The 20127-nt window shown below is 52.3% G+C and carries 15 protein-coding genes and 1 pseudogene; 12 read left to right on the forward strand and 4 right to left on the reverse strand.

Annotation, left to right across the window (positions count from 1 at the left end; all coding sequences use genetic code 11):
• Positions 1-287: 287 nt before the first annotated feature.
• The 6 genes and pseudogenes from IE090_RS06680 to IE090_RS06705 all read left to right on the forward strand — a co-directional run.
• On the forward strand, positions 288-1295 hold the full coding sequence (locus tag IE090_RS06680; RefSeq protein ID WP_189387585.1) for a site-specific integrase: 1008 nt from the start codon (positions 288-290) through the stop codon (positions 1293-1295).
• A gap of 159 nt (positions 1296-1454) precedes the next feature.
• Positions 1455-3476 carry an NADPH-dependent 2,4-dienoyl-CoA reductase gene (locus IE090_RS06685; RefSeq protein WP_189387586.1) on the forward strand — a complete coding sequence of 674 codons (2022 nt, stop codon included), beginning with the start codon at positions 1455-1457 and terminating at the stop codon, positions 3474-3476.
• A gap of 37 nt (positions 3477-3513) precedes the next feature.
• Entirely contained in the window at positions 3514-3963 is a 450-nt protein-coding gene (locus tag IE090_RS06690; RefSeq protein ID WP_229815538.1) for a 2OG-Fe(II) oxygenase family protein, read from the forward strand.
• Positions 3964-4271: 308 nt separating this feature from the next.
• On the forward strand, positions 4272-4970 hold the full coding sequence (locus IE090_RS06695; protein ID WP_189387587.1) for a hypothetical protein: 699 nt from the start codon (positions 4272-4274) through the stop codon (positions 4968-4970).
• A 366-nt stretch (positions 4971-5336) separates the two neighbouring features.
• Complete coding sequence (locus tag IE090_RS06700; protein ID WP_189387588.1) at positions 5337-5846, forward strand: hypothetical protein; 510 nt, start codon at positions 5337-5339, stop codon at positions 5844-5846.
• 125 nt (positions 5847-5971) lie between these two features.
• Positions 5972-6687, forward strand: a pseudogene (locus tag IE090_RS06705) (transposase); the annotation flags it as partial.
• A 267-nt stretch (positions 6688-6954) separates the two neighbouring features.
• On the opposite strand, the gene IE090_RS06710 reads toward IE090_RS06705, so the two are convergent.
• A complete protein-coding gene (locus IE090_RS06710; protein ID WP_189387590.1) occupies positions 6955-9681 on the reverse strand; it encodes a cation-transporting P-type ATPase in 2727 nt (908 codons plus the stop codon).
• Between the two features lie 706 nt (positions 9682-10387).
• Between IE090_RS06710 and IE090_RS06715 the strand changes: the two genes are divergently transcribed.
• Positions 10388-10933, forward strand: coding sequence for a hypothetical protein (locus IE090_RS06715; protein ID WP_189387591.1), 546 nt, complete (start codon positions 10388-10390; stop codon positions 10931-10933).
• A gap of 254 nt (positions 10934-11187) precedes the next feature.
• On the opposite strand, the gene IE090_RS06720 is transcribed toward IE090_RS06715, so the two are convergent.
• Complete coding sequence (locus IE090_RS06720) at positions 11188-11682, reverse strand: hypothetical protein (protein ID WP_189387592.1); 495 nt, start codon at positions 11680-11682, stop codon at positions 11188-11190.
• 349 nt (positions 11683-12031) lie between these two features.
• Here IE090_RS06720 and IE090_RS06725 point away from each other — a divergent pair, with 349 nt between their 5' ends.
• The gene (locus tag IE090_RS06725; RefSeq protein WP_189387593.1) at positions 12032-12415 is read left to right on the forward strand and encodes a nuclear transport factor 2 family protein; all 384 of its coding nucleotides are present in this window, start codon (positions 12032-12034) and stop codon (positions 12413-12415) included.
• A 39-nt stretch (positions 12416-12454) separates the two neighbouring features.
• Here the strand turns inward: IE090_RS06725 and rapA are convergent, their stop codons facing one another.
• Both rapA and IE090_RS06735 read right to left on the reverse strand, forming a co-directional pair.
• Positions 12455-15202 (reverse strand): RNA polymerase-associated protein RapA, encoded by a 2748-nt coding sequence (rapA, locus tag IE090_RS06730; protein ID WP_189387594.1) that lies wholly within the window; start codon positions 15200-15202, stop codon positions 12455-12457.
• Positions 15203-15320: 118 nt separating this feature from the next.
• On the reverse strand, positions 15321-16439 hold the full coding sequence (locus IE090_RS06735) for a sigma-54 interaction domain-containing protein (RefSeq protein ID WP_189387595.1): 1119 nt from the start codon (positions 16437-16439) through the stop codon (positions 15321-15323).
• A 427-nt stretch (positions 16440-16866) separates the two neighbouring features.
• Between IE090_RS06735 and IE090_RS06740 the strand changes: the two genes are divergently transcribed.
• Genes IE090_RS06740 through tssE form a run of 4 tightly spaced genes read left to right on the forward strand, consistent with a single transcriptional unit; the run spans position 16867 to position 20119 of the window.
• Positions 16867-17118, forward strand: a complete 252-nt coding sequence (locus tag IE090_RS06740) for a hypothetical protein (protein WP_189387596.1) — start codon at positions 16867-16869, stop codon at positions 17116-17118.
• 41 nt (positions 17119-17159) lie between these two features.
• The gene (gene tssC, locus IE090_RS06745) at positions 17160-19103 is read left to right on the forward strand and encodes a type VI secretion system contractile sheath large subunit (RefSeq protein WP_189387597.1); all 1944 of its coding nucleotides are present in this window, start codon (positions 17160-17162) and stop codon (positions 19101-19103) included.
• Between the two features lie 36 nt (positions 19104-19139).
• Positions 19140-19748 (forward strand): Hcp family type VI secretion system effector, encoded by a 609-nt coding sequence (locus IE090_RS06750; RefSeq protein WP_189387598.1) that lies wholly within the window; start codon positions 19140-19142, stop codon positions 19746-19748.
• Between the two features lie 17 nt (positions 19749-19765).
• Positions 19766-20119, forward strand: a complete 354-nt coding sequence (tssE, locus tag IE090_RS06755) for a type VI secretion system baseplate subunit TssE (protein ID WP_189387599.1) — start codon at positions 19766-19768, stop codon at positions 20117-20119.
• Positions 20120-20127 lie beyond the last annotated feature (8 nt).

The following is a 20127-nucleotide window of genomic DNA, read 5'->3' on the forward strand; positions in this document are numbered from 1 at the left end:
CGTTATGGAAGCCTGCGGCCCGCGCCCTACGGGGAACGCCAGAGCACTCCAGCTCTGTGTCGCCGATTTTTGCTGTAGCTGGCTAGAGCGGCAAACCGGCTTCGTGATCTGAAGCCCTCTGGCGATCCAGAGCGGGCACCGAATTATTCAGAGGTGCCCTAGGCAAAGCCGTCAACAAAGCACCAAAGCAGAGCCGGCAGCTAAAGCAGCCTCGAAGGCAAAAAGAGCGGCAAAAGACAGCAGCAAAAAACAACGAGCCAGAAAGAAGCTAAAGCGAGAGCCAACCGATGAAAAAAACAGCGCCAAGCATTCGCCAGTCGCACCTGCCAGTCAGCCAGGAGCAGGAGGCACTGCGCCAGTATTTGCAGGCCTCGACCTCAGCCAATACCCGCAAAGCCTACGCCTCCGCCATTCGCCAGTTCGAAAAGTGGGGCGGGCGACTGCCGACGGACAGCGATACACTCACACGCTACTTACTGGCTCAGGCCCAACGCCTTAACAGCCGCAGTCTCACGCTACATTTAACGGCCATCAGCCAATGGCATCGCTACCAGGAGCTGCCCGACCCAGCTCAGACACCCATGGTACGCAAAACCCTGGAAGGCATTCGCCGCCAACACGGCCAACCCAAGCGCAAAGCCAAAGCCCTACGCTTGGAGCACATTGCCGCCATGGCCAGCCATTTACAGTCCGACACCCACGCCAATACGAAGGCCAAGCCCGACCTTAAAAAGAAGCGTGACCTGGCCATGGTGTTAACGGGTTTTTTTGGCGCCCTGCGGCGCAGCGAGCTGGTCGCCCTGCAGGCGGAGGATTTAACCTGGGAGCCAGAAGGCTTAATCATTCGCCTAGCGCGCTCCAAAACCGACCAGCAGGGCAGCGGTATAAGCCGCGCCATTCCCAAAGGCGCCCCCGGCTGCTGCCCTTGCGCAGCCATTCAGCAATGGCTCGATGCCAGCGGCATTCAGCAAGGGCCGCTGTTTCGACCAATTAACCGCTGGGGCCAGCTGCGCGCGAAAGCCCTGCCAGCCAATGCCGTCAACGACCTGCTCAAGCAACTCGGACGCGAGCTGAACTTTGATTTTGTACCCGAGCTCAGCAGCCACAGCTTGCGCCGCGGCATGTCGACCAGTGCGGCACGCGCCAATGTCGACTTTGAGCTGATCAAAAAGCAGGGCGGCTGGAAGAGCGATGCCACGGTGTGGGAATACATCGAAGAAGGGCGACAACTGCAAGACAACGCAGCAACGCCGCTAATGCAAGCACTGGCCGAGCAAATGAAACAAGAAAAGTAAGCTTTGGTGCTCGATTTGTTACATTGAATCATCGCGTCACATCAAGCTTGGCCTTACTCTGGCAACTACGTATCAGACCGCTAGCAAACCGCAAGCAGGCCGACAACAAACCGACAACAGGCCGTGCGCCACCATAATTAAAACATCGAGTAACCGCTGATGAGTCAATTTCAATCTTTACTGCAACCCCTGGATCTAGGTTTCACTCAGGCCCGCAGCCGCGTCGTGATGGGCTCCATGCACACCGGGTTAGAGGAGCGCCCCGGCGGCTGGCAGCGCCAGGCTGAGTTCTTTCGCCAACGCGCCGAGGGCGGTGTGGGCATCATCGTCACCGGCGGCATCGGCCCCAATGAAGAAGGCGCCGTATTTCGTGGCGGCAGCATTTTAACCAACAGCGACGAAGTCGCAGAGCACCGCATTGTCACCGACGCTGTGCACTCCGTGCCGGGCGCGCTCATTTGCATGCAAATCCTACACGCCGGTCGCTACGCCTATGGCGGCTTAGGCGTGGCGCCGTCGGCCATTCCTGCCCCCATCAACCCCATGCCGCCGCGCGAACTGGACGAAGAGGGCATCGAAAAGCAGATTCAAGACTTTGTGCGCTGCGCCAGCCTCGCCAAAGAAGCCGGCTACGACGGCGTCGAAATCATGGGCTCAGAAGGCTACTTCATTAACCAGTTTATCGCCAAGCGCACCAACCACCGCAGCGATCGCTGGGGCGGCAGCTATGAAAACCGCATTCGCTTACCGCTGGAAATCGTGCGCCGGGTACGCGAGGCCGTAGGGCCTGAGTTTATTTTGATTTACCGCTTGTCGATGCTCGATTTGGTCGAAGACGGCAGCACCTGGGAAGAAGTCGTGCAGCTTGGCCAAGCCCTAGAGCAAGCCGGCGTTACTTTGATTAATACCGGCATCGGCTGGCACGAAGCCCGCGTGCCAACCATTGCCACCAGCGTGCCACGCGCTGCGTTCGCCGAAGTTACCGCCCGCATGAAGCAACACTTAAGCGTGCCTTTGATTACCACCAACCGCATTAATGACCCCGCCGTGGGCGATGCCATCATCGCCGAAGGCAAAGCGGACATGGTTTCCATGGCACGCCCCATGCTGGCCGACCCAGATTTTGTGCGCAAAGCGGCGGAAGGCCGCGCCGATGAAATCAACACCTGCATTGGCTGCAACCAGGCGTGCCTGGATCACACCTTTGGCGGCCAAGAAGTCTCTTGCCTGGTCAATCCATACGCTTGCCATGAAACCCTGCTAATTGATCAGCCATTGGCGCAGAAAAAGCGCATCGCCGTGGTGGGCGCAGGCCCAGCAGGCTTGGCAGCGGCCACCACTGCCGCCAAGCGCGGCCATGACGTCACGTTATTCGACGCCGACGATAAAATTGGCGGCCAGTTTAATATTGCCAAGCAAATTCCCGGCAAAGAAGAATTCTACGAAACCCTGCGTTATTTTCGCGTCATGCTGGAAAAAACCGGCGTTAATGTGCAACTCAATACCCGCGTCAGTGCAGATGACTTGCGCGAGTTTGATGAAGTCATGCTCGCCACGGGCATTTCACCCCGTACGCCGGACATTCCAGGTATTCACGACAGCGATAAGGTGCTGAGCTACTTAGACGTGCTGAAGCACAAAAAAGCCGTTGGCCAGCGCGTGGCCGTGATCGGCGCCGGCGGCATTGGCTTTGACGTATCCGAATATTTAACCCATGGCGCCACGACGCCAAGCCAAAATGTCGATGAATTTATGCGCGAGTGGGGCGTTGATTTGAGCGTGAGCACGCCAGGCGGCCTGACTCAGCCGCAGCCTGAAAAAGCCGAACGCGACGTCTTTTTATTGCAGCGCAAGACCACCAAGGTGGGGGCCAACCTAGGCAAAACCACCGGCTGGATTCATCGCACTACGCTGAAAAACAAAGGCGTCACCATGATCAATGGCGTGAGCTATGAGCGCATTGACGACAAAGGCCTGCACATCAGCATTAATGGCGAACCCAAGTTGCTGGAAGTCGACCACATCGTAGTCTGCGCCGGCCAAGAGCCAAATCGCGAACTACACCAAGCACTGGTAGATGCGGGCGCTTCTGTGCATTTAATTGGCGGCGCAGATAAAGCCGCAGAGCTGGATGCCAAACGCGCCATCAAACAGGGTACTGAATTGGCGGCGGCGATCTAAACTCCTGCCAGCTACGTTAGCCATAGCCGACACCTAGGTGTCGGCTTTTTTGTTTGTCATGGCCAATATGAGCACGCTAACGCTAGGCGAGGTGCAGTTTTGGTATCATGCCCGCTTTACTCATCGCGGCGGCTTTATAGCAATGTTGCACAATCTATTTCGGTGGCAAAAAGGCCGCCAACAAAGCGGTTATGAAAAAATGCTACTCGCTGGCGCTACCTGGCCGATTAAGTTCGACTTATACCTGCTTAGGTTTCCTGAAGGCTGCGAAGTGCCTCCGCATACCGACAAAGTCGACTCAGGCAAACACTACCGCCTCAACATTGTCTTGAAACAAGCAAAATCGGGCGGTGAGTTTATTTGCCAAACGCCTATCTACTGCTCCAAGCGCATCAAGCTTTTTCGACCGGACCTATGCGAACATGCCGTTACCCGTGTCAACTCGGGCAACCGCTATTTGCTGAGCATTGGGTGGGTGAGAGATTGACGCGTCATGCGTTGTACCAAAATATCCGACCAATCGGACTAAGTTCGTCCCAGAGCACCAATCGATCTTGCCCTTGTTGGTCTAGCGGTCTGCTGAAAGACCGAAGAGTCGCGCTCTCATTATTTCCTGCCAAGATTTTCAAGATCTAGGATGGGAGATCTAGGATGGGTGTCCGGATTGTATCACACTCTTATAATGAAATGCTACAGTTAAGTCTTTAACTAAGATCAAAATACTACTTTTATACTACTCAACAATGCGAACACTGAGCCGATATAGATATACGTAGTCACTTACTGGAGACAGATATGGATATTGCAAAACTACCTGCTGGCGGATCAATCCCCAGTTCGTCAAAGATGAATCCGGCGATTGAAGAGGCGGCTCAGAATGTCACCCCCCCAGAACAGACCGAGCTTAAATCGGTCGAATCTGATTCTATAAGAATGTTTGTCAATACCTTACCCCCATTATCAAGAGCAGAAAGGGAAGAAAGCAGCAAAATTACTTTTGAAGGATATAATCAGGCTAAAGCAGGTGTTCGGGGTATTGTCAGCAATTACAAAGAGGCTTTATCAACAATAAGGAAAGAAGAGCCGGATTTACTGGCTAAAAAATGGGATATTGCAGTGAATTCAGAGGATGAACTGATTATCAAAACTGGTGGTGCCGGGATATCTGCAAGTGAAGTACAACTACTGGCTGAAGTGTTTGATACAGAGGAAGTAAAGAAAGGATTAAAGGACCTGCAGGATGGCGTGATCAGAATGACAGAGGCAAATTACCAATCGGAACTCAACACAGGCTCTGCCGCTCACTATAATCTGGATACAGAAAGTGCGGCTTTGGTCATCAGTGCAAGAGAGATTCTGGATGGTTTAGCGCATAATGGCCCGGGACGGGAATTTAGTTTATGGTCGACACTCTCTAATCAACTTGTAAAAAATGGCGATGCATTCCTCAAACCCGAGACAAAAAATCTCAGGTTTATTGAGGTTGAAGTTTGACTTGTCGGTATCATGGGGCTTCGATAAAAAGCCCCTATTGACCTACAGGTTATAATCCATATATCCCAGCCCGGATACTGCAGACTAAATGGACACCCACCTTAAGCTGTCACGTTGGTGGCAGCCTACCTCCGCAGCGGCTAGGCTGATTTCAGCTGCTGCAGAGCCGGGCATGAGTACCGCTTGAAGACTATTCAAGAAATACAACAAGGACATATATAGACGCTCTCCCGAGGAGCTAGACGGACACCCACCCTAAGCTGTCCGTTGGTCCGCAGCAGCTAGGCTGATATCAGCTGCTGCAGAGCCTGAGTACCATGCTCAATGGGGCATCTTCTTTATCCTTTAGGTCGGTAGAGTGAAGTCATGACTCCTTGGCGGCAGGGTTTTGCTTTAAACGCGATTTATTTAAGTTTTGGTGATATTTTGATCATATTGTTAGAGAAGATTTTCTACGTTGCTTATCTTAGAGTGAAGCACTCGTCCAAGGTAAAACCTGAAGATCAGAGTGAGTTTTGGCTGCTTGTGAATGTGATGCTTGCATTGTCTGCTTCAGGAATTGTCTATGTTACTGCAGCAATAGTGATATTGGGATTAGTTTTCGATTTTCCTGCTTTTTTGTTTTTGTCTGGAAAGTTGACTCCAAATATTCCACCTCCTGTAATGTACACTGGGTTTTTAGTCTCTTTTTTGATCTTCTATGTCATATGTGTGAAAGGGAGGAGGTACAGAGCCTACCCAGAGCGCTACCCAGATATCTCAGTAAAAAACATTCGCCAGAATGATCAGCGTTACCTTCTGACCCCTGCGGTTTTATCACTCGTTGTGTTGTTTGCTTCTACCTATATGGTTTTTCATTTTGAGAGAGGGATTTGAGCGGAACTAAATGCGGAACTAAATGGACGAAACTAAATGGACATCCACTCTAAGCTGTCACGTTGGTGGCAGCCTGCTCCGCAGCAGCCAGGCTGATTTAGCTGCTGCACAGCCGGAGTGTCATTATGCCTAAGCCCAGAAAACATCAGGTCTCCCTCGACGCCACGCCGTATTATCATTGCGTATCACGCTGTGTGCGGCGTGCTTTTCTGTGTGGTACGGATCATATGACTAGCCAATGTTACGAGCACCGCCGAGGCTGGCTGGAAGATAAGCTGTTGTCTCTGCCTCAGGTGTTTGCAGTGGAAGTCGCTGCTTACGCCATTATGAGCAACCACTATCACGTTGTTCTATTTATTGATGCTGAGCGCGCCAATCACTGGAGTGACACGGAAGTCATTGAGCGCTGGCACACGCTATTTAGCGGCAATATGCTGTCTCAGCGTTTCATGGATGGTGACGAACTGGGCGTGGCTGAGCAAAAGCGACTGCAGATTTACGTAGAAGAGTGGCGCTCACGCTTGTCTAGCATCAGCTGGTTTATGCGGGTGCTGAATGAGGCCATTGCGCGAGAAGCCAATCAGGAAGATCAGTGCACTGGTCGCTTATTATTCGGCTCATCCATGAGCCTCACCTCAAAGGCAGCGTAGCCGTATCAATATTTCCCGAATACTGATGGGAAGGGCGTTTTAAATCCCAGGTGCTGCTGGACGAAGCAGCACTGGCTGCGTGTATGGCCAATGTCGATCTTAACCCGGTGCGGGCAAACATGGCCGCCACACCAGAAACATCTGCCCACACTTCGGTGAAGCGGCGAGCCGAAAAAGCCAAAATCAGCAAACAGCCCAGCCACCCCAATTACCAACCTTCGATTAAAACTCATCAAGATTGCTTGTTCAAAGCAGTTCTGTTCAGAAAACTCTCGTGCTCATTATGATAGGGTTGGGCCTGTCGTGAGGTGGGCTTTTAAAGCGGGGCCCTGAGATGGCTGGCCTGGTTGACCCCGTAGGCTTCGAGGGCCGCAGTTAATTAAGCAGTCGGGTAGGGTTGTGAATCAGTATCAGTTCGGCCAACAGCCATCGTCAATGCGATGGCTGTTGGTTTTCTTTTAGGCCTTTTTGCTTTTCTGCTGCGACCTTTGCAGCGCGAAGCGGATTTGCTTTTCCAACTCAATAATCACTAACACAGCAACACCGGTAGCGACGATTAGCAGTAAGTCAGTAACTTTGAGCGGCTGCGAGTCGAAAATGCCCTGCATGAAGGGTGCATAAATGAAGAGCAGCTGTGCGATCACTACCAGGGTAAGCGCAATAAAAACGGGCTTGGTGCCGACCACGCCTTGCCAGGTCATGGATGTACTTTGCCCGTAACGCATACTGAATAGATAAAATACTTCCATCGCTATCAGCGTATTGACGGCCATTGTTCGCGCCACCTCGAGATCACGCCCCATCAGTAGCGCCAGTTCAAACTGGCCAAATATTCCCGCTGCAAAAACCAAAGACACAAACACAATGCGCCATATTAAAAACGAAGAAAGAATGGGTTGTGATGAGTTGCGGGGAGGGCGACGCATTACTTGCGATTCAGCTGGCTCAAACGCCAAGGTAATTGCCAGTACGACCGAGCCTAGCATGTTTACCCATAAAATTTGCGTGGGTGCAATCGGCAAGGTTAATCCAAGCAGCAGCGCCATGATTAAACTAATGGCTTCACCGCCATTGACGGGCAGCATGAAGGAGATCACTTTTGTGAGGTTATCGTACACCGTGCGCCCCTCACGCACAGCGGCTACGATGGAGGCAAAGTTATCATCTGCCAATACCAAATCTGACGCTTCTTTTGCTGCTTCGCTGCCTTTTTTACCCATGGCAATACCGGCATCGGCGCGTTTGAGTGCTGGGGCATCATTTACGCCATCACCCGTCATGGCAACGATTTTACCGTGCCCTTGTAAAGCCATGACCAGACGTAGCTTATGCTCTGGGCTGGTGCGAGCAAATACGTCACAGTGCATGACAACTTGACTTAGCGCGGCGTCATCCAGAGTATCCAAGTCCGCCCCAGTGTATACGGTGTCGGTATTTTGCAGGCCAATTTGCTTGCCGATCGCGGCGGCCGTTTTGATGTGATCTCCGGTAATCATAATGACGCGAATGCCCGCCTCATGACACTCAGCAACGGCTTGAATCGCTTCATCACGAGGCGGGTCTATCAACCCCACCATCCCCACGAGCGTCAATGTTCCATCGACGTCCTCATGGTCCAGTGCGGTGCATTCACCAGGCATTGATTTCACAGCAAAAGCCAATACACGCTGACCTGATGCTGCAACGGCCTCCGCCTGTTGTTGCCAGTACGCACGATCCAGACACTCGACGGTACCGTCAGCAGCGCGTTGATTGGCACACATTTCCAACAGTCGCTCTGGTGCGCCTTTCACATAAACACAAGCATTTCTTTCTGGGGTATGGTTAAGCGTCGCCATGAATCGATGTTTGGCATCGAATGGAATGGCGGCTGTTCGCTGCCAAGTGCCATGCAGCGCGCGGGCGTGAACACCCATCTTGCCACTGAAGGCCAGCAATGCCCCTTCCATAGGATCGCCTTCCACCACCCAAGTACCGTTATGCTCACGCAAGGCAGCATCATTACAGAGTGCTGCGGCTCGGGCCAGCTCCTCCAGTATCATGTGCTCACTGGGCTGCGTAGGCGCATCGTTGAGAGTTAACGCACCTTTCGGCTCATAGCCAACGCCTTCTAATTTAAATACATGGCGACTGGAGAGGACCGAAGCCACTAACATTTCATTATGGGTTAACGTACCGGTTTTATCGGTACAAATGACCGACACAGAACCCAGTGTTTCAATGGCGGGCAATCGACGTACGATCGCATTGCGCCGCGCCATTGCTTGCACACCAATCGCCAAGGTAATGGTCAGTACGGCTGGCAATCCTTCCGGAATGGCCGCGACTGACAAACCCACCACGGCCATAAACATTTCATTGAAATCGTGATGGGCACTGAAGTAGCCAAAAGCCAGTAGCACGGCAGCGATAACTAGAATAAAGATGGTCAGCCATTTGGCAAAAAGGGCCATTTGCTCAACCAACGGCGTGGTGAGTGTTTCGACACTCGACAGCAATCCACTGATGCGGCCAATTTCGGTATTGGGGCCAGTAGCGACCACCACGCCTTTGCCTTGGCCAGTCGATACGAGGGTGCCTGAGTATGCCATGGAAGTGCGGTCACCCAATGGCGCATTATCGGCGGCGGGCAAAATGCCTTTTTCAACCGGCACGGATTCGCCGGTTAGAATCGCTTCCTGAATAGATAAACCATAAGCACTGAACAGCCTGAGATCGGCCGGCACTTTATCACCGGCCTCCAGCAGAACAACATCGCCAGGCACTAGCTGTTCACCATCTATGGAAATACGCTCGTCGCCACGGATGACATTGGCTCGCGGCGCGAGCATATGACGTATGGCATCCATTGCTTGCTCAGCTTTCCCCTCCTGGATAAACCCAATGATGGCATTGACCACCACCACGGCAAAGATCACACCTGTGTCTACCCAGTGCCCCAGCAGAGCGGTAATGAGCGCGGCGCCGAGCAGCACATAAATAAGAATATTGTTGAAGTGCATCAAAAAACGCACCACCACATGCTTGCGTGCAGCCTGGGGCAGGCGATTGACACCATACTGAGCTTGTCGCTTTTCGATATCCGCTTGGTTTAGGCCACACACCGAGCTATCCAAATTTTTGATCGCAGTGTCGGCGGAAACGCTGTGCCAGTTTTCGTGTGGTTTTGAACCTGTCTTGTCCATACCATTCTCGTTATATTGTAGGAATGCTGGCATTCTAATCAAAGGCCCAAGTCGGGGCGTTAACTTGGGTCAAGTAATTATTCCATAAGCAGCATTGGTGGCAATTAATGCAATTTAACCGGACATTTAGTCAGGGTTATATGAAAAGTTCGGCAGCTACTCTGGCGCTCACCTTAAACTGCGTACAACGCCGTTACCTAAAAGGGTCAAACGCCTTGCTCTGAGAGCTCAATACACTTGTGGAGAGTAGTTATGCAGAGCGGTTCGGAGATCCCCTATAATGGACAAATCTGACTCAGGGCACCTCTGAATAATTCGTTGTCCGCTCTGGATCGCCAGAGGGCTTCAGGTCACGGTGCCAGTTTGCCGCTCTAGCCAGCTACAGCAAAAAATGGCGACACCGAGCTGGAGTTTTCTGACGCTCCCTGCAGGGTGCGGGCGGCAGGCTTTCATAACGTTGTTGGCGATGTTAAAAAGGGCTGGCCATATCCTGCCACCACCGCCTTGTTCTGAAAGCCTGCTGCACTCGCGCAGAGTTGTGCAGTATTATTCAGAGGTGCCCTAGCTGTACACACAACCACAACAAACTGCGCAATCGAAGCGACGGTTTTTCTAACCACCTCGACACGAGTATCTCAACGCGATGAGCCAAGATAGTCTGAATACAATCAAACGAATACTGTTCAATCAGGAGTCAGTTCTATCGATGATCGTACCCGCTATCATCTATGGTTTGACCTATTGGCATTATGGGCTCGTAGAGGCGGTGATTGCATCCGGTGCTTATGCCATTATTGCCAGTTTTTTCCTGAAATCGACAAAGTACATTGCATTTTTATTTGCTGCTTTTGGCCTGATCGAGATCCTAATTGTCTGGATAGCCCCAGACTCTTGGTTGATAGGTACGCTGTTTATGAAATCGCTTATTGGTGCAACACAAGTCGCTGTTTTATTTCTCATATTTTCACTTATTAAAAAGCCTATCCCAATGCTGTTTGCCGAAGCTGGCATGCCCGAATTAAAGGAGTGGGAGTTCAGTGCGACAAAAACTTATTTGGGGATTTGGCAGAAAATCTCTTATTTTTGGGTATTGATATACAGCATAAAGGCAGCAACTTTAGTTATGTTTTACCCTGTTGATGCTGATACTCTGGTCATGCTTAATCTGTTATTAGGCTGGCCTTTGCATGTGGGGCTGATCATCATCTCTGTCATTTATGTAAGATCCCAACTGATAAAATATGACGACTAAAAAGCATCCAGCCGGCTTTAAAGCGGCATCGAGGACATTAGAGGCTTTACAAAAGGGCGCTACACAGCCGAAGTTTTTTGGCGATCTTCGCAGGGCACGGGCGGAAAACCTCCATAATATCGTTTGCGATGTTGCAAAGGGCTGGCCATATCCTGCCATCACTTTCTTACCCTGAAAGCCGCACTCGGAAACTAAAAGAACACACGCCCAAGCTGTCACGTTGTTGGCAGCCCATGGGCCGCGAAGGCGGCCATCTAATTGTTAGAATGACTTTCTACCGATTGTATGCGTTGATCAACTTGGTCAGATAGCCATTGTGACGGCGTTCTTCCTTGCAGGTGATCTTGCATAAAGCCAGTGCGATGGGAAACCTGACCAATCACATTATCGGCTACCAGTTTTACTGGACTGATTTTAGCACTCAATACTCCGGAAAAAACGCTTGAGGCAATGCGCCCAGTTTGGGTTTGCGTTTGTGAATTGTTATACCGCTCATAGCCGGCCTGGAGCCCAGAAAAACTGGAAAAAAGCCGCTGGGCGCCCGACAGCACATTGTTGTAGGCATTAAAACCACTGGCCGTACTGCTATTACCCAAGGTCGACTGTATTAGCTTGTTTCTGCCTTTCGTTGCCGCAGACAGTGTGGAGCCACCATCGAAGACGTTAAAATTGGTTTTTGGGGCATCGCCCTTATGCGGACCGCTCATACTTGCACCTCTTGCCATGTACAGGGGAAGTATGAGCAGCAAGAGTTACGCCATTGGTCAAGTATGGGGAGAAATCGGGTTCAGATTATCTCTGGCTCATCGAAATCACATTGGCACTGGGTGTTTTTTCACGCATTTCGCACACACATTCGGGATCAAGATTACCCAGTGTCTTTCATCCAGTACCTTTCACATGCTTCACTCAGGAGTGTGTTACCTGGCCGCTGCGGTGCCTGCTATTTCATAAGCAGTTCCCAAAGAACCCAACCAGCCCCCATAGACAGCTTGCGCGAAGCATGATATTGATTTTCCTATCATCGCCACCGGCGAGCTGGCCTCTGTCTTTCAGCACGCCATTATCACCAACCAGTTTGAGCAACAGGAACATTGCATGATTACACAGGATAAAAAATCACTGATTGAGTCATACATTCAGTGCTACAACGCCTTTGATATCGATGGCTTAGTCGCGTTACTGGCTGACGATGTGGTGTTTGAAAATGAAGCCGGAGGGGAGGTTAATGTGCACACACAAGGCAAAGAAGATTTTAAAACCTTGGCCTTACAATCGGCTCAAGTATTCAGTGCGCGCCAGCAAACCATTACCAACATGCAACTGCACGACGACAGCGCCACGGTGGATATTGATTATCAAGGCACAGTGGCCGCGGATTTAGATAATGGCCTTAAGGCCGGCCAGGTTATTGAATTGCAGGGCCAAACCTTATTTAAGTTTAGCCACGGCAAAATCAGCCACATCAAGGACGTCAGTTAAAGAGCCAGCCCGGCAAGCCGGGCTGTGGCAAAGTGTGGTTTAACCACAAAATACCAATCGCACCGAATCCAGCAGCAGCTGTGATTCATCGATCGCCGCCAATACGTCGTCACGCTCTTGGCGCACCACATCGAGCATGGCTGGTGAAATATTGGCATTGTGCTGAGCCAGAGAATCCAACCGCGCCAAACGGTCTTCGTAGGCTTCTTCCGCTTTGCGCTTGGCCACGGCGACCATTTTATCCAGCTGGGCAGCGCCCATTTTTTCCAGCTTGTGCAATAGCGGCTGAATTTCTTCGGCGCGCTGCTCGACCAAGCCGCGAGCGGTGCCTTTTTTCAGCGGCAGGGCGAAGCCTGGCAGGGCTTCAGGCTCGTTAACCTTCAGGTCACCTGTTGGCGTCATCATTAAATGCATGGCATTGGGCGGCAAAAAGCGTTCAACTTGCAGTGCACGCTTGGCCGGGCAGCTGGCAACAAACTGCAACTGCAAGAACACATCGCCCGTGGTGTGCGGGTGATCTTCAATGTAACCGACCACCGCATTGCCCGCAGGGCCGGTGAGAATTAACTCCAGCGCTTGGTCAATAAAGGGGTGCTCCCAACTCAGGAACTGCACATCGTCACGCGCCAGCGCTACTTCACGGCGGGTCGTTGCCATAAAGCCATCGGCAGGCAAGTGTGGCATATCCGGCACCAGCATATGATCGCCCGGTGCAATGGTGACGCAGTCGCCGCCAAGATCGGTTATTTCAACGCCGAAGGCATCGGCAAATAACTCCAAAAAGTCGTTCAGGTCTGCCTCATCCTCAATGTGCGTAATGGTCATATCACGCGCGAGTGCTTTGGCCTTGCCTGGACGACAGGAGTGCATCTCCAGCAAACGGTCGCGACCGGATTCCAGTTGTGCCAGAAGCTCGCGACGGCGCTCAGCAATGCGCTCGACCAACGGCTGCAAATCACCATCGGTCAGCAGCGCTTGGGTAATGTCGTCACGGTGCTCATCCAGCAACGGCTGCGCCGCCGGGTTAGGCGCACGGAACAAGTCAAAGCCTTGCTCTAATAAAGTCGCCCAGCGCTGGCTGATGTGGCCTTGGAATACCGGAATGTGAATTTGAATGTCGTTCTTTTGACCAATGCGGTCGAGGCGGCCAATGCGCTGTTCCAGCAAGTCGCAGTTAAACGGTAAATCAAACAGCACCAAGTGGTGGGCAAACTGGAAGTTGCGACCTTCGCTGCCAATTTCCGAGCACAGCAAAATACGCGCGCCTTGCTCGTGGTCAGCAAAATAGGCGGCGGCGCGGTCACGCTCGACCAAATCCATGTGCTCATGGAATACCGCTGCCGGCAGGGCGTATTGATCCCATAAGTGGGCTTCTAGGTCGAGCACGGTTTGCGCCGAGTGGCAGATCAAAATGACCTTGTCTTTGCCCGTCGCGCCCAGCAGCTCGGTCAGCCATTGCACGCGAGGGTCTTTCGGGCACCAGTTGGCCTTGTGACGCTCGGGCACCAAATCTTCCAGACTGGCATTGTCAGCAAATTCGGCCGCCGGCAGCTCAGTGATGGTGGTTAACCGCTGCGGGAAGCCGCTAACGCCATGTCGAGTATTACGATACAGCGCTCGTCCTGGGCCAAAACGGTCAATCAATGCCTCGAGCTGACGATCACGCGAGTCGCTATCGGCCAAATCGGGCAGTTTCTCCGCCAGGGCCGCTTGCTGCTCGCTGCTCAGTGCTTCATCACTGCACAGCGCTGCCGCCAGATCCGCAATGGGCTGGTAAGCCTGCTGCTCTTGCAGGAATTTCTCCAACGACGGATAACGCTCAGGGTCGAGCAGGCGCAAGCGCGCAAAGTGCCCCTCAACGCCAAGCTGCTCAGGTGTCGCGGTCAGCAGCATCACACCGGCCGTGCGGCACGCCAAGCTCTCAACCAGGGTGTAAGCTGGGCCTTGCTCGTCTTCGCTCCACTCCAAATGGTGCGCTTCGTCGACGATGAGCATGTCCCAAGCACTGCTCAGCGCCGCCTGCTGCAGCACCTCGTTATCGGCCAGCGACATTGGGCAAATAAACAACTGGCCGTCGGCAAACATGGCCTCACCATCGCCCAATGAGCCTTGGTTGATGATGTTAAAGCGCAAGTTAAAGCGGCGAATCATTTCAACCAGCCACTGGTGCACCAGGTGATCTGGCACCAGTACCAACACCCGCTGCAAACGCTGCTGCAGCATTAAACGGTGCAGCATCAAGCCGGCTTCGATGGTTTTACCCAGACCGACCTCATCGGCCAGCAGCACCCGTGGCAGGGCGTCTTGAGTGGCATGTTCAGCGATGTACAGCTGATGTGGCAGCAAGCTGGTACGCGCGCCTAGCAAGCCAAAGTAGCGACGCTGGCGCAACTTGCTTTGCTGCTGCAATGCGACCTGACGCAGCTCGTAAAGGTTATTGCGGTCAATCTGGCCAGAAAACAGCCGATCGACCGGGCGGTTCAGCTGAATGCTGCCACTTAAGTGGGTTTCGGGCACCACGCGCTCGCCATCGCCGTAGAACACGATGTCGTCGTGCTGATCGACTTCGGTCAGCGTCATCACGGTGCCGTCTTGCAGCGGCACCTGATCGCCGACCTTAAAGATCACACGGCTCAAAGGGGAGTTTTGGCGGGAGTAGGTGCGACTTTCTTCAATCACCGGGAAAAACACGGTCACCATACGGAAGTCGACACTTTGAATTAGACCCAGTCCGAGGTCGGTTTCGGCTTCACTGATCCAGCGCTGGCCAACACTAAAGCTGCTCATCGTCTGTTGCTGTCTTCTGTCGTCGCTAAGAAATGGCGGCGCAGTCTAACTGATGAGCGCTTAAAATCCCATGCGCACGAAGGATTTGATGACGCAAAAGGCCAGTCATGTGTGACCATCACTCGGTGGTGATAATGACCTTTTTAACATCGTACTTCTTCACCAACTTGCCAAATGCGCGGCGGTCTTTGCCGCACAGGGCAGCCGCACGGGTGATATTGCCATCCGCCAGCTCCAACATTTGCACCACATAGTGTTTTTCGAACTGCTCAACGGCTTGGCGCTTATCGTCGGCAAAATTGTAATGGCTTTGCGCGTGCAAATCGGGCAGAGGAGGGCGTATGGCTGGCTGAGCACTTTCTGCTGCAGCCGTCGAAGGCGTTGCTGCCGAGCAATGCTCGCTGTCAATACATTGCCCTGGCGACAGCAAAAATAAACGATGCAAGGTATTTTCCAACTCACGAACATTGCCGTGCCAAGGCATGGACACCAAATCCGCCATAAGGGCCGGCGAGACCTGCTTCGGCGCCAAACCGTATTGGCCCGCGAACTGTCGCAAAAAGTGGTTTACCAGCAAGGGAATGTCCTGGCGGCGTTGACGCAGCGGTGGCATATGCACCGCCAAAATATACAAGCGGTAGTACAAATCACGGCGAAACAAGCCTTCGTCCACGCGTTGCAGTAAATCGCAGTTCGCCGAAGCGATTAATCGCGCATTGGAGGTCAAGGTTTTTTCACTGCCCACAGGGCGAAACTCAGATTCTTGCAAAAAGCGCAGCAGTGCTGCCTGCGAGGCCAGTGACAAGCTATCGATTTCATCAAGAAACAAGGTGCCCTGGTCGGCTTCGGCCAACAGCCCTTTTTTGTCGTGGCGAGCGTCGGTGAAAGCGCCGCGCTTATGGCCAAACAGTTCGCTGGCGAACAGCTCGGTTGTTAGCGTAGCGCAGTTCACGGCCACAAACGGCTGACCTCGACGCTGCCCGCAATAGTGCAAGCCGCGTGCGGCCAACTCTTTACCGGTACCGGTTTCGCCGGTAATTAACACAGGTGCGTCGTATTGGGCTTGTATGTGAATATTGGCCAGCGCTTCTTTCAGCTGTGGCGACTGCCCGACGATATGAACGCCAGCGACCTCTGTGGTCGTAGCGTCTTCCGTTGAATAATGAAAGTTGGCAGCGGAGGAGGGGCCAGCGACCTCATGATGAGACGAATCGGCCAGTGTCAGAGAATCGTCCATGATGGGCATAACCTCCTGAATCAATGATGTCGATGCCTCGCACTAACCGAGGTTCGTCTTTAGTTTTTTTGAAAATCGCTATTCAAAATATATCGCAATATCAATGCCAGCTAAGCGAGGCTAGCATAGGCCCATAGCAGCGCCATAAATGGCCGCATAATTCATTCCTTCGGTCGGTAACTGATGATTTATTGAGCGGGTTAATCGTGACCCGCTGGGCAATATTTGACCCATCAAGCAACACACAAACGCAACACGATCAAACCAACCCGGGGCAACCCACCCCAACCGGGTAAAAAGCAGCGCCCTTTTTCAGCGGCGCAGCCCTTCAAGCCCATTCCTACGGGCTTTTTATGCTTGGCACCGGCATTGCTATAGCCCTCTGTGCAGTATCAATTTACTTCCTCAATTAAGTGATGGTGCCCACGTGAGCGACAACAGCCAAAACGACCACAGCCTTTATGTGGCCAGACTCATAGAGAACTACTTGCAAGCACATCCAAACGCGATGGATAGCTTCGAAGGAATCAGACGTTGGTGGATTACTGAACAGAAAATCCATGAGTCTGCATTTTCGGTTAAGGACGCTCTTGAAATTCTGGTCAGTAAAGGCGTGGTAGAGGAAGTCGGGGGTGGCTTCTTTAAATGCGCGGAAAAAAAGACATCCGCCCGCCATTGAGGCAAAGCCAACTGTCATATCAATAATGTGAGGGAATAATTTTGGAAAGTGTACAGAAAAAACTATCCAGGGTTAGATCGCCAAGGGTCCACATCACTTACGATGTTGAAATCGGCAATGCCATTTTACAACGTGAGCTGCCGTTAATAGTGGGCATATTGGCCGATTTATCTGGCAAACCGACCGAGCCACTGCCACCACTGAAAGAGCGCGAGTTCGTCGAAGTGGATCGTGACAACTTTGATTCCGTTATGGAGGGCATCACACCGCGCCTGACCATGAAAATCAGCGATGTCCTGGCCAGTAAAAAAGACACCACCACCAACATTGAGTTGCTGTTTAAATCGATCGATGACTTTGGCCCGCTAGAGCTAGTGCAGCAAGTGCCGGCAACCGCCGCCATGTACGAAAGCCGCAGCCACCTGCGCGATTTTCTAGCCAAGCTTGACGGCAATGATGCATTAGACGACTTATTAACCCAGCTGTTAGCCGACGATGCTTTGCAAAAAGAAGTGAGCGGGGTGTACGAGGGAGCAGAGGACTTATCCGCCGTTGAGCCCAGCGAATTCATGACCAAACTGCTGGAAGAAGGTGGCATGGCGTTAGACGAATCACAACGCCCTTATGCCTTAACGCTGATCGGCCAGTTTGCCTTGGATATATTGTCCAAAAACAGTAAGCAAACCAGCGGTGATGCCGCCGATCGCATGAACGACCGCATCTCGGAAATCGATAACTTACTGACTCAGCAGATCAACTTGATTTTGCATGAACCGAGCTTCCAACAGCTCGAATCGTCTTGGCGTGGCTTGCACTACTTGGTCATGAACACCGAGACCAACACTCACCTGAAGCTGCGCTTACTCAATGTATCTAAGCGCGATTTGCTCAAAGACCTGCAAAAAGCCTCTGAATTTGACCAAAGCGCGCTGTTTAAAAAAGTATACGAAGATGAATTTGGCACCTACGGCGGTGATCCATTCAGTCTACTGCTGGGCGATTATGAATTTGGCCGCCATCCAGAAGACATCGAACTATTAGAAAAAATCTCCGGTGTCGCCGCCGCAGCGCATGCGCCTTTCATTGCCGCCGCCTACGCCAAACTGTTTGATATGCAGGATTATTTCCGCCTGTCACAGCCACGCGATTTATCGAAGATTTTCGAAAGCACAGAGCTGATCAAATGGCGCAGTTTCCGCGACAGTGAAGATTCACGCTACGTGAGCCTGACCTTACCGAAAGTGTTGCTGCGCCTACCGTATGGCCCAGAAACCGTGGTGGTGGATGGCTTTGACTTTAAAGAGGACGTCGATGGCACCGACGCTTCGCGCTATTTGTGGGGCAATCCAGCGTTTGTGCTGGGTCAACGCATTACCAATGCTTTTTCGAAATACGGCTGGTTGGCTGCGATTCGCGGCGTTGAGGGCGGCGGCTTGGTTGAAGGCTTACCTGCCCATACGTTTAAAACCGCCGCAGGCGATGTGCGTCTGACCTGCCCGACCCAAGTCGCCATTACTGACCGACGTGAAAAAGAGCTAAACGATTTAGGCTTTATGGCCATTTTGCACTGCAAGGGCACAGATAAAGCTGCTTTTTTTGGTGGCCAAACCACCAACAATCCGAAGAAATACAACACCGACGAGGCCAATGCCAACGCCCGCACCTCTGCCATGTTGCCTTATGTGCTGAATGCGTCGCGCTTTGCGCATTACATCAAGGTCATTATGCGCGACAAAATCGGTGCTTTTTTAACCAAAGACAATGTCGCCGATTTTTTAAACACTTGGATCGCCAATTACGTGTTGATCGACGACGGTGCTGCCAGCGAGATCAAGGCGCGCTATCCGCTGCGCGAGGCGCGCATTGATGTCACCGACATTCCTGGCAAGCCCGGCGCTTATAAAGCCACGGTATTTCTCAAGCCACACTTCCAGTTGGAAGAGCTGTCCACCTCGATTCGTCTGGTAGCCGATATCCCTGGTTAATAAGAGAAATACAGACAACACTTTTTGGAGCAAAACATGGATCTTATTTTATTAGAACTCGGCGATGCCGCATTGACCAAACCCAAAGGCAGTGATGTGGCTGCCGGCGGCTCACTGATTGACGGTGCTGCTGACGGCGACAGCTGGGTAGATGTCACCAAAAACGCCGACAACTTAGGCTTTGATGCCAGTAAATGTGTCGAGCTGGTGTCGATCAATCAGGGCATTCAGCAGCAAGTCACCACCGATGTCAGCAACAGTGCGCGCACCTCTGGGCGGCCCATTATTTCTGACTTCACCTGTGTGAAATACGTCGATGTATCGTCGCCCAAACTTTATGAGTACTGCCTACGCGCCAAACTGCTGGATGAAAAAGGCTCGCCTTGTCGCATTCACATTTTGCGCAACTCAGGCGATCGCCTCAATATGCTGATGCAGTTTGAGCTGACCCAGGTATTGATCAGTGAAATTCAGTTCCAGTCCCATCCCAACGACATGGCGACGGAGCAGTTCAAACTGAACTTTACCGAAATCTCTTGGGTGCACTGCTTGCAAGGTCCTGGCCTTAAAAACACAGGGCATGTGGCAACCGGCTGGAGCGTGGCGCGCAATCGCCCGATTGCTCCAGGCAGTTATACCTTGTAAGGCAGGGAGGCCAGCAAATGAACCGCACATTGCTCGAAAAGCTAGACAGCCGCTGCCATCGCCAAACCTTGCAGCAGTCCGTGTGCCAGCAAGTGCAGCGCATTTTAGCGACCCGCAGTTATCGTCGCGCGGTGGACGGTGTCGGTTCATTTGTTGTCGCCTTTGGCATTCCTGAATTACTGGATCAATTTAAAGGCGACGACGACGCGCAACGCCGCTATCGGCAACGCATTCGCGAGCAAATATTGGCCTTAGAGCCAAGGCTAACCGATGTCGACGTCAAAGCCATTCACAGTGACGGCTCCCGCGCCCATTGCCAGTTGATATTGCATCTGGGGCAGGAGCAGGTCAGTGAACATTTTTATTTTTAACTCGGGGT

Origin of the sequence: Bacterioplanes sanyensis (assembly GCF_014652515.1) — a bacterium.
Classification (GTDB): Bacteria; Pseudomonadota; Gammaproteobacteria; order Pseudomonadales; family Oceanobacteraceae; genus Bacterioplanes; species Bacterioplanes sanyensis.

What these genes read in the sequence shown, in the direction of transcription:
- IE090_RS06680 (WP_189387585.1), top strand. Translation starts at nt 288, where the DNA reads ATGAAAAAAACAGCGCCAAGCATTCGCCAGTCGCACCTGCCAGTCAGC.
- IE090_RS06685 (WP_189387586.1), top strand. Translation starts at nt 1,455, where the DNA reads ATGAGTCAATTTCAATCTTTACTGCAACCCCTGGATCTAGGTTTCACT.
- IE090_RS06695 (WP_189387587.1), top strand. Translation starts at nt 4,272, where the DNA reads ATGGATATTGCAAAACTACCTGCTGGCGGATCAATCCCCAGTTCGTCA.
- IE090_RS06700 (WP_189387588.1), top strand. Translation starts at nt 5,337, where the DNA reads ATGACTCCTTGGCGGCAGGGTTTTGCTTTAAACGCGATTTATTTAAGT.
- IE090_RS06710 (WP_189387590.1), bottom strand. Translation starts at nt 9,681, where the DNA reads ATGGACAAGACAGGTTCAAAACCACACGAAAACTGGCACAGCGTTTCC.
- IE090_RS06715 (WP_189387591.1), top strand. Translation starts at nt 10,388, where the DNA reads ATGATCGTACCCGCTATCATCTATGGTTTGACCTATTGGCATTATGGG.
- IE090_RS06725 (WP_189387593.1), top strand. Translation starts at nt 12,032, where the DNA reads ATGATTACACAGGATAAAAAATCACTGATTGAGTCATACATTCAGTGC.
- rapA (WP_189387594.1), bottom strand. Translation starts at nt 15,202, where the DNA reads ATGAGCAGCTTTAGTGTTGGCCAGCGCTGGATCAGTGAAGCCGAAACC.
- IE090_RS06735 (WP_189387595.1), bottom strand. Translation starts at nt 16,439, where the DNA reads ATGGACGATTCTCTGACACTGGCCGATTCGTCTCATCATGAGGTCGCT.
- IE090_RS06750 (WP_189387598.1), top strand. Translation starts at nt 19,140, where the DNA reads ATGGATCTTATTTTATTAGAACTCGGCGATGCCGCATTGACCAAACCC.
- tssE (WP_189387599.1), top strand. Translation starts at nt 19,766, where the DNA reads ATGAACCGCACATTGCTCGAAAAGCTAGACAGCCGCTGCCATCGCCAA.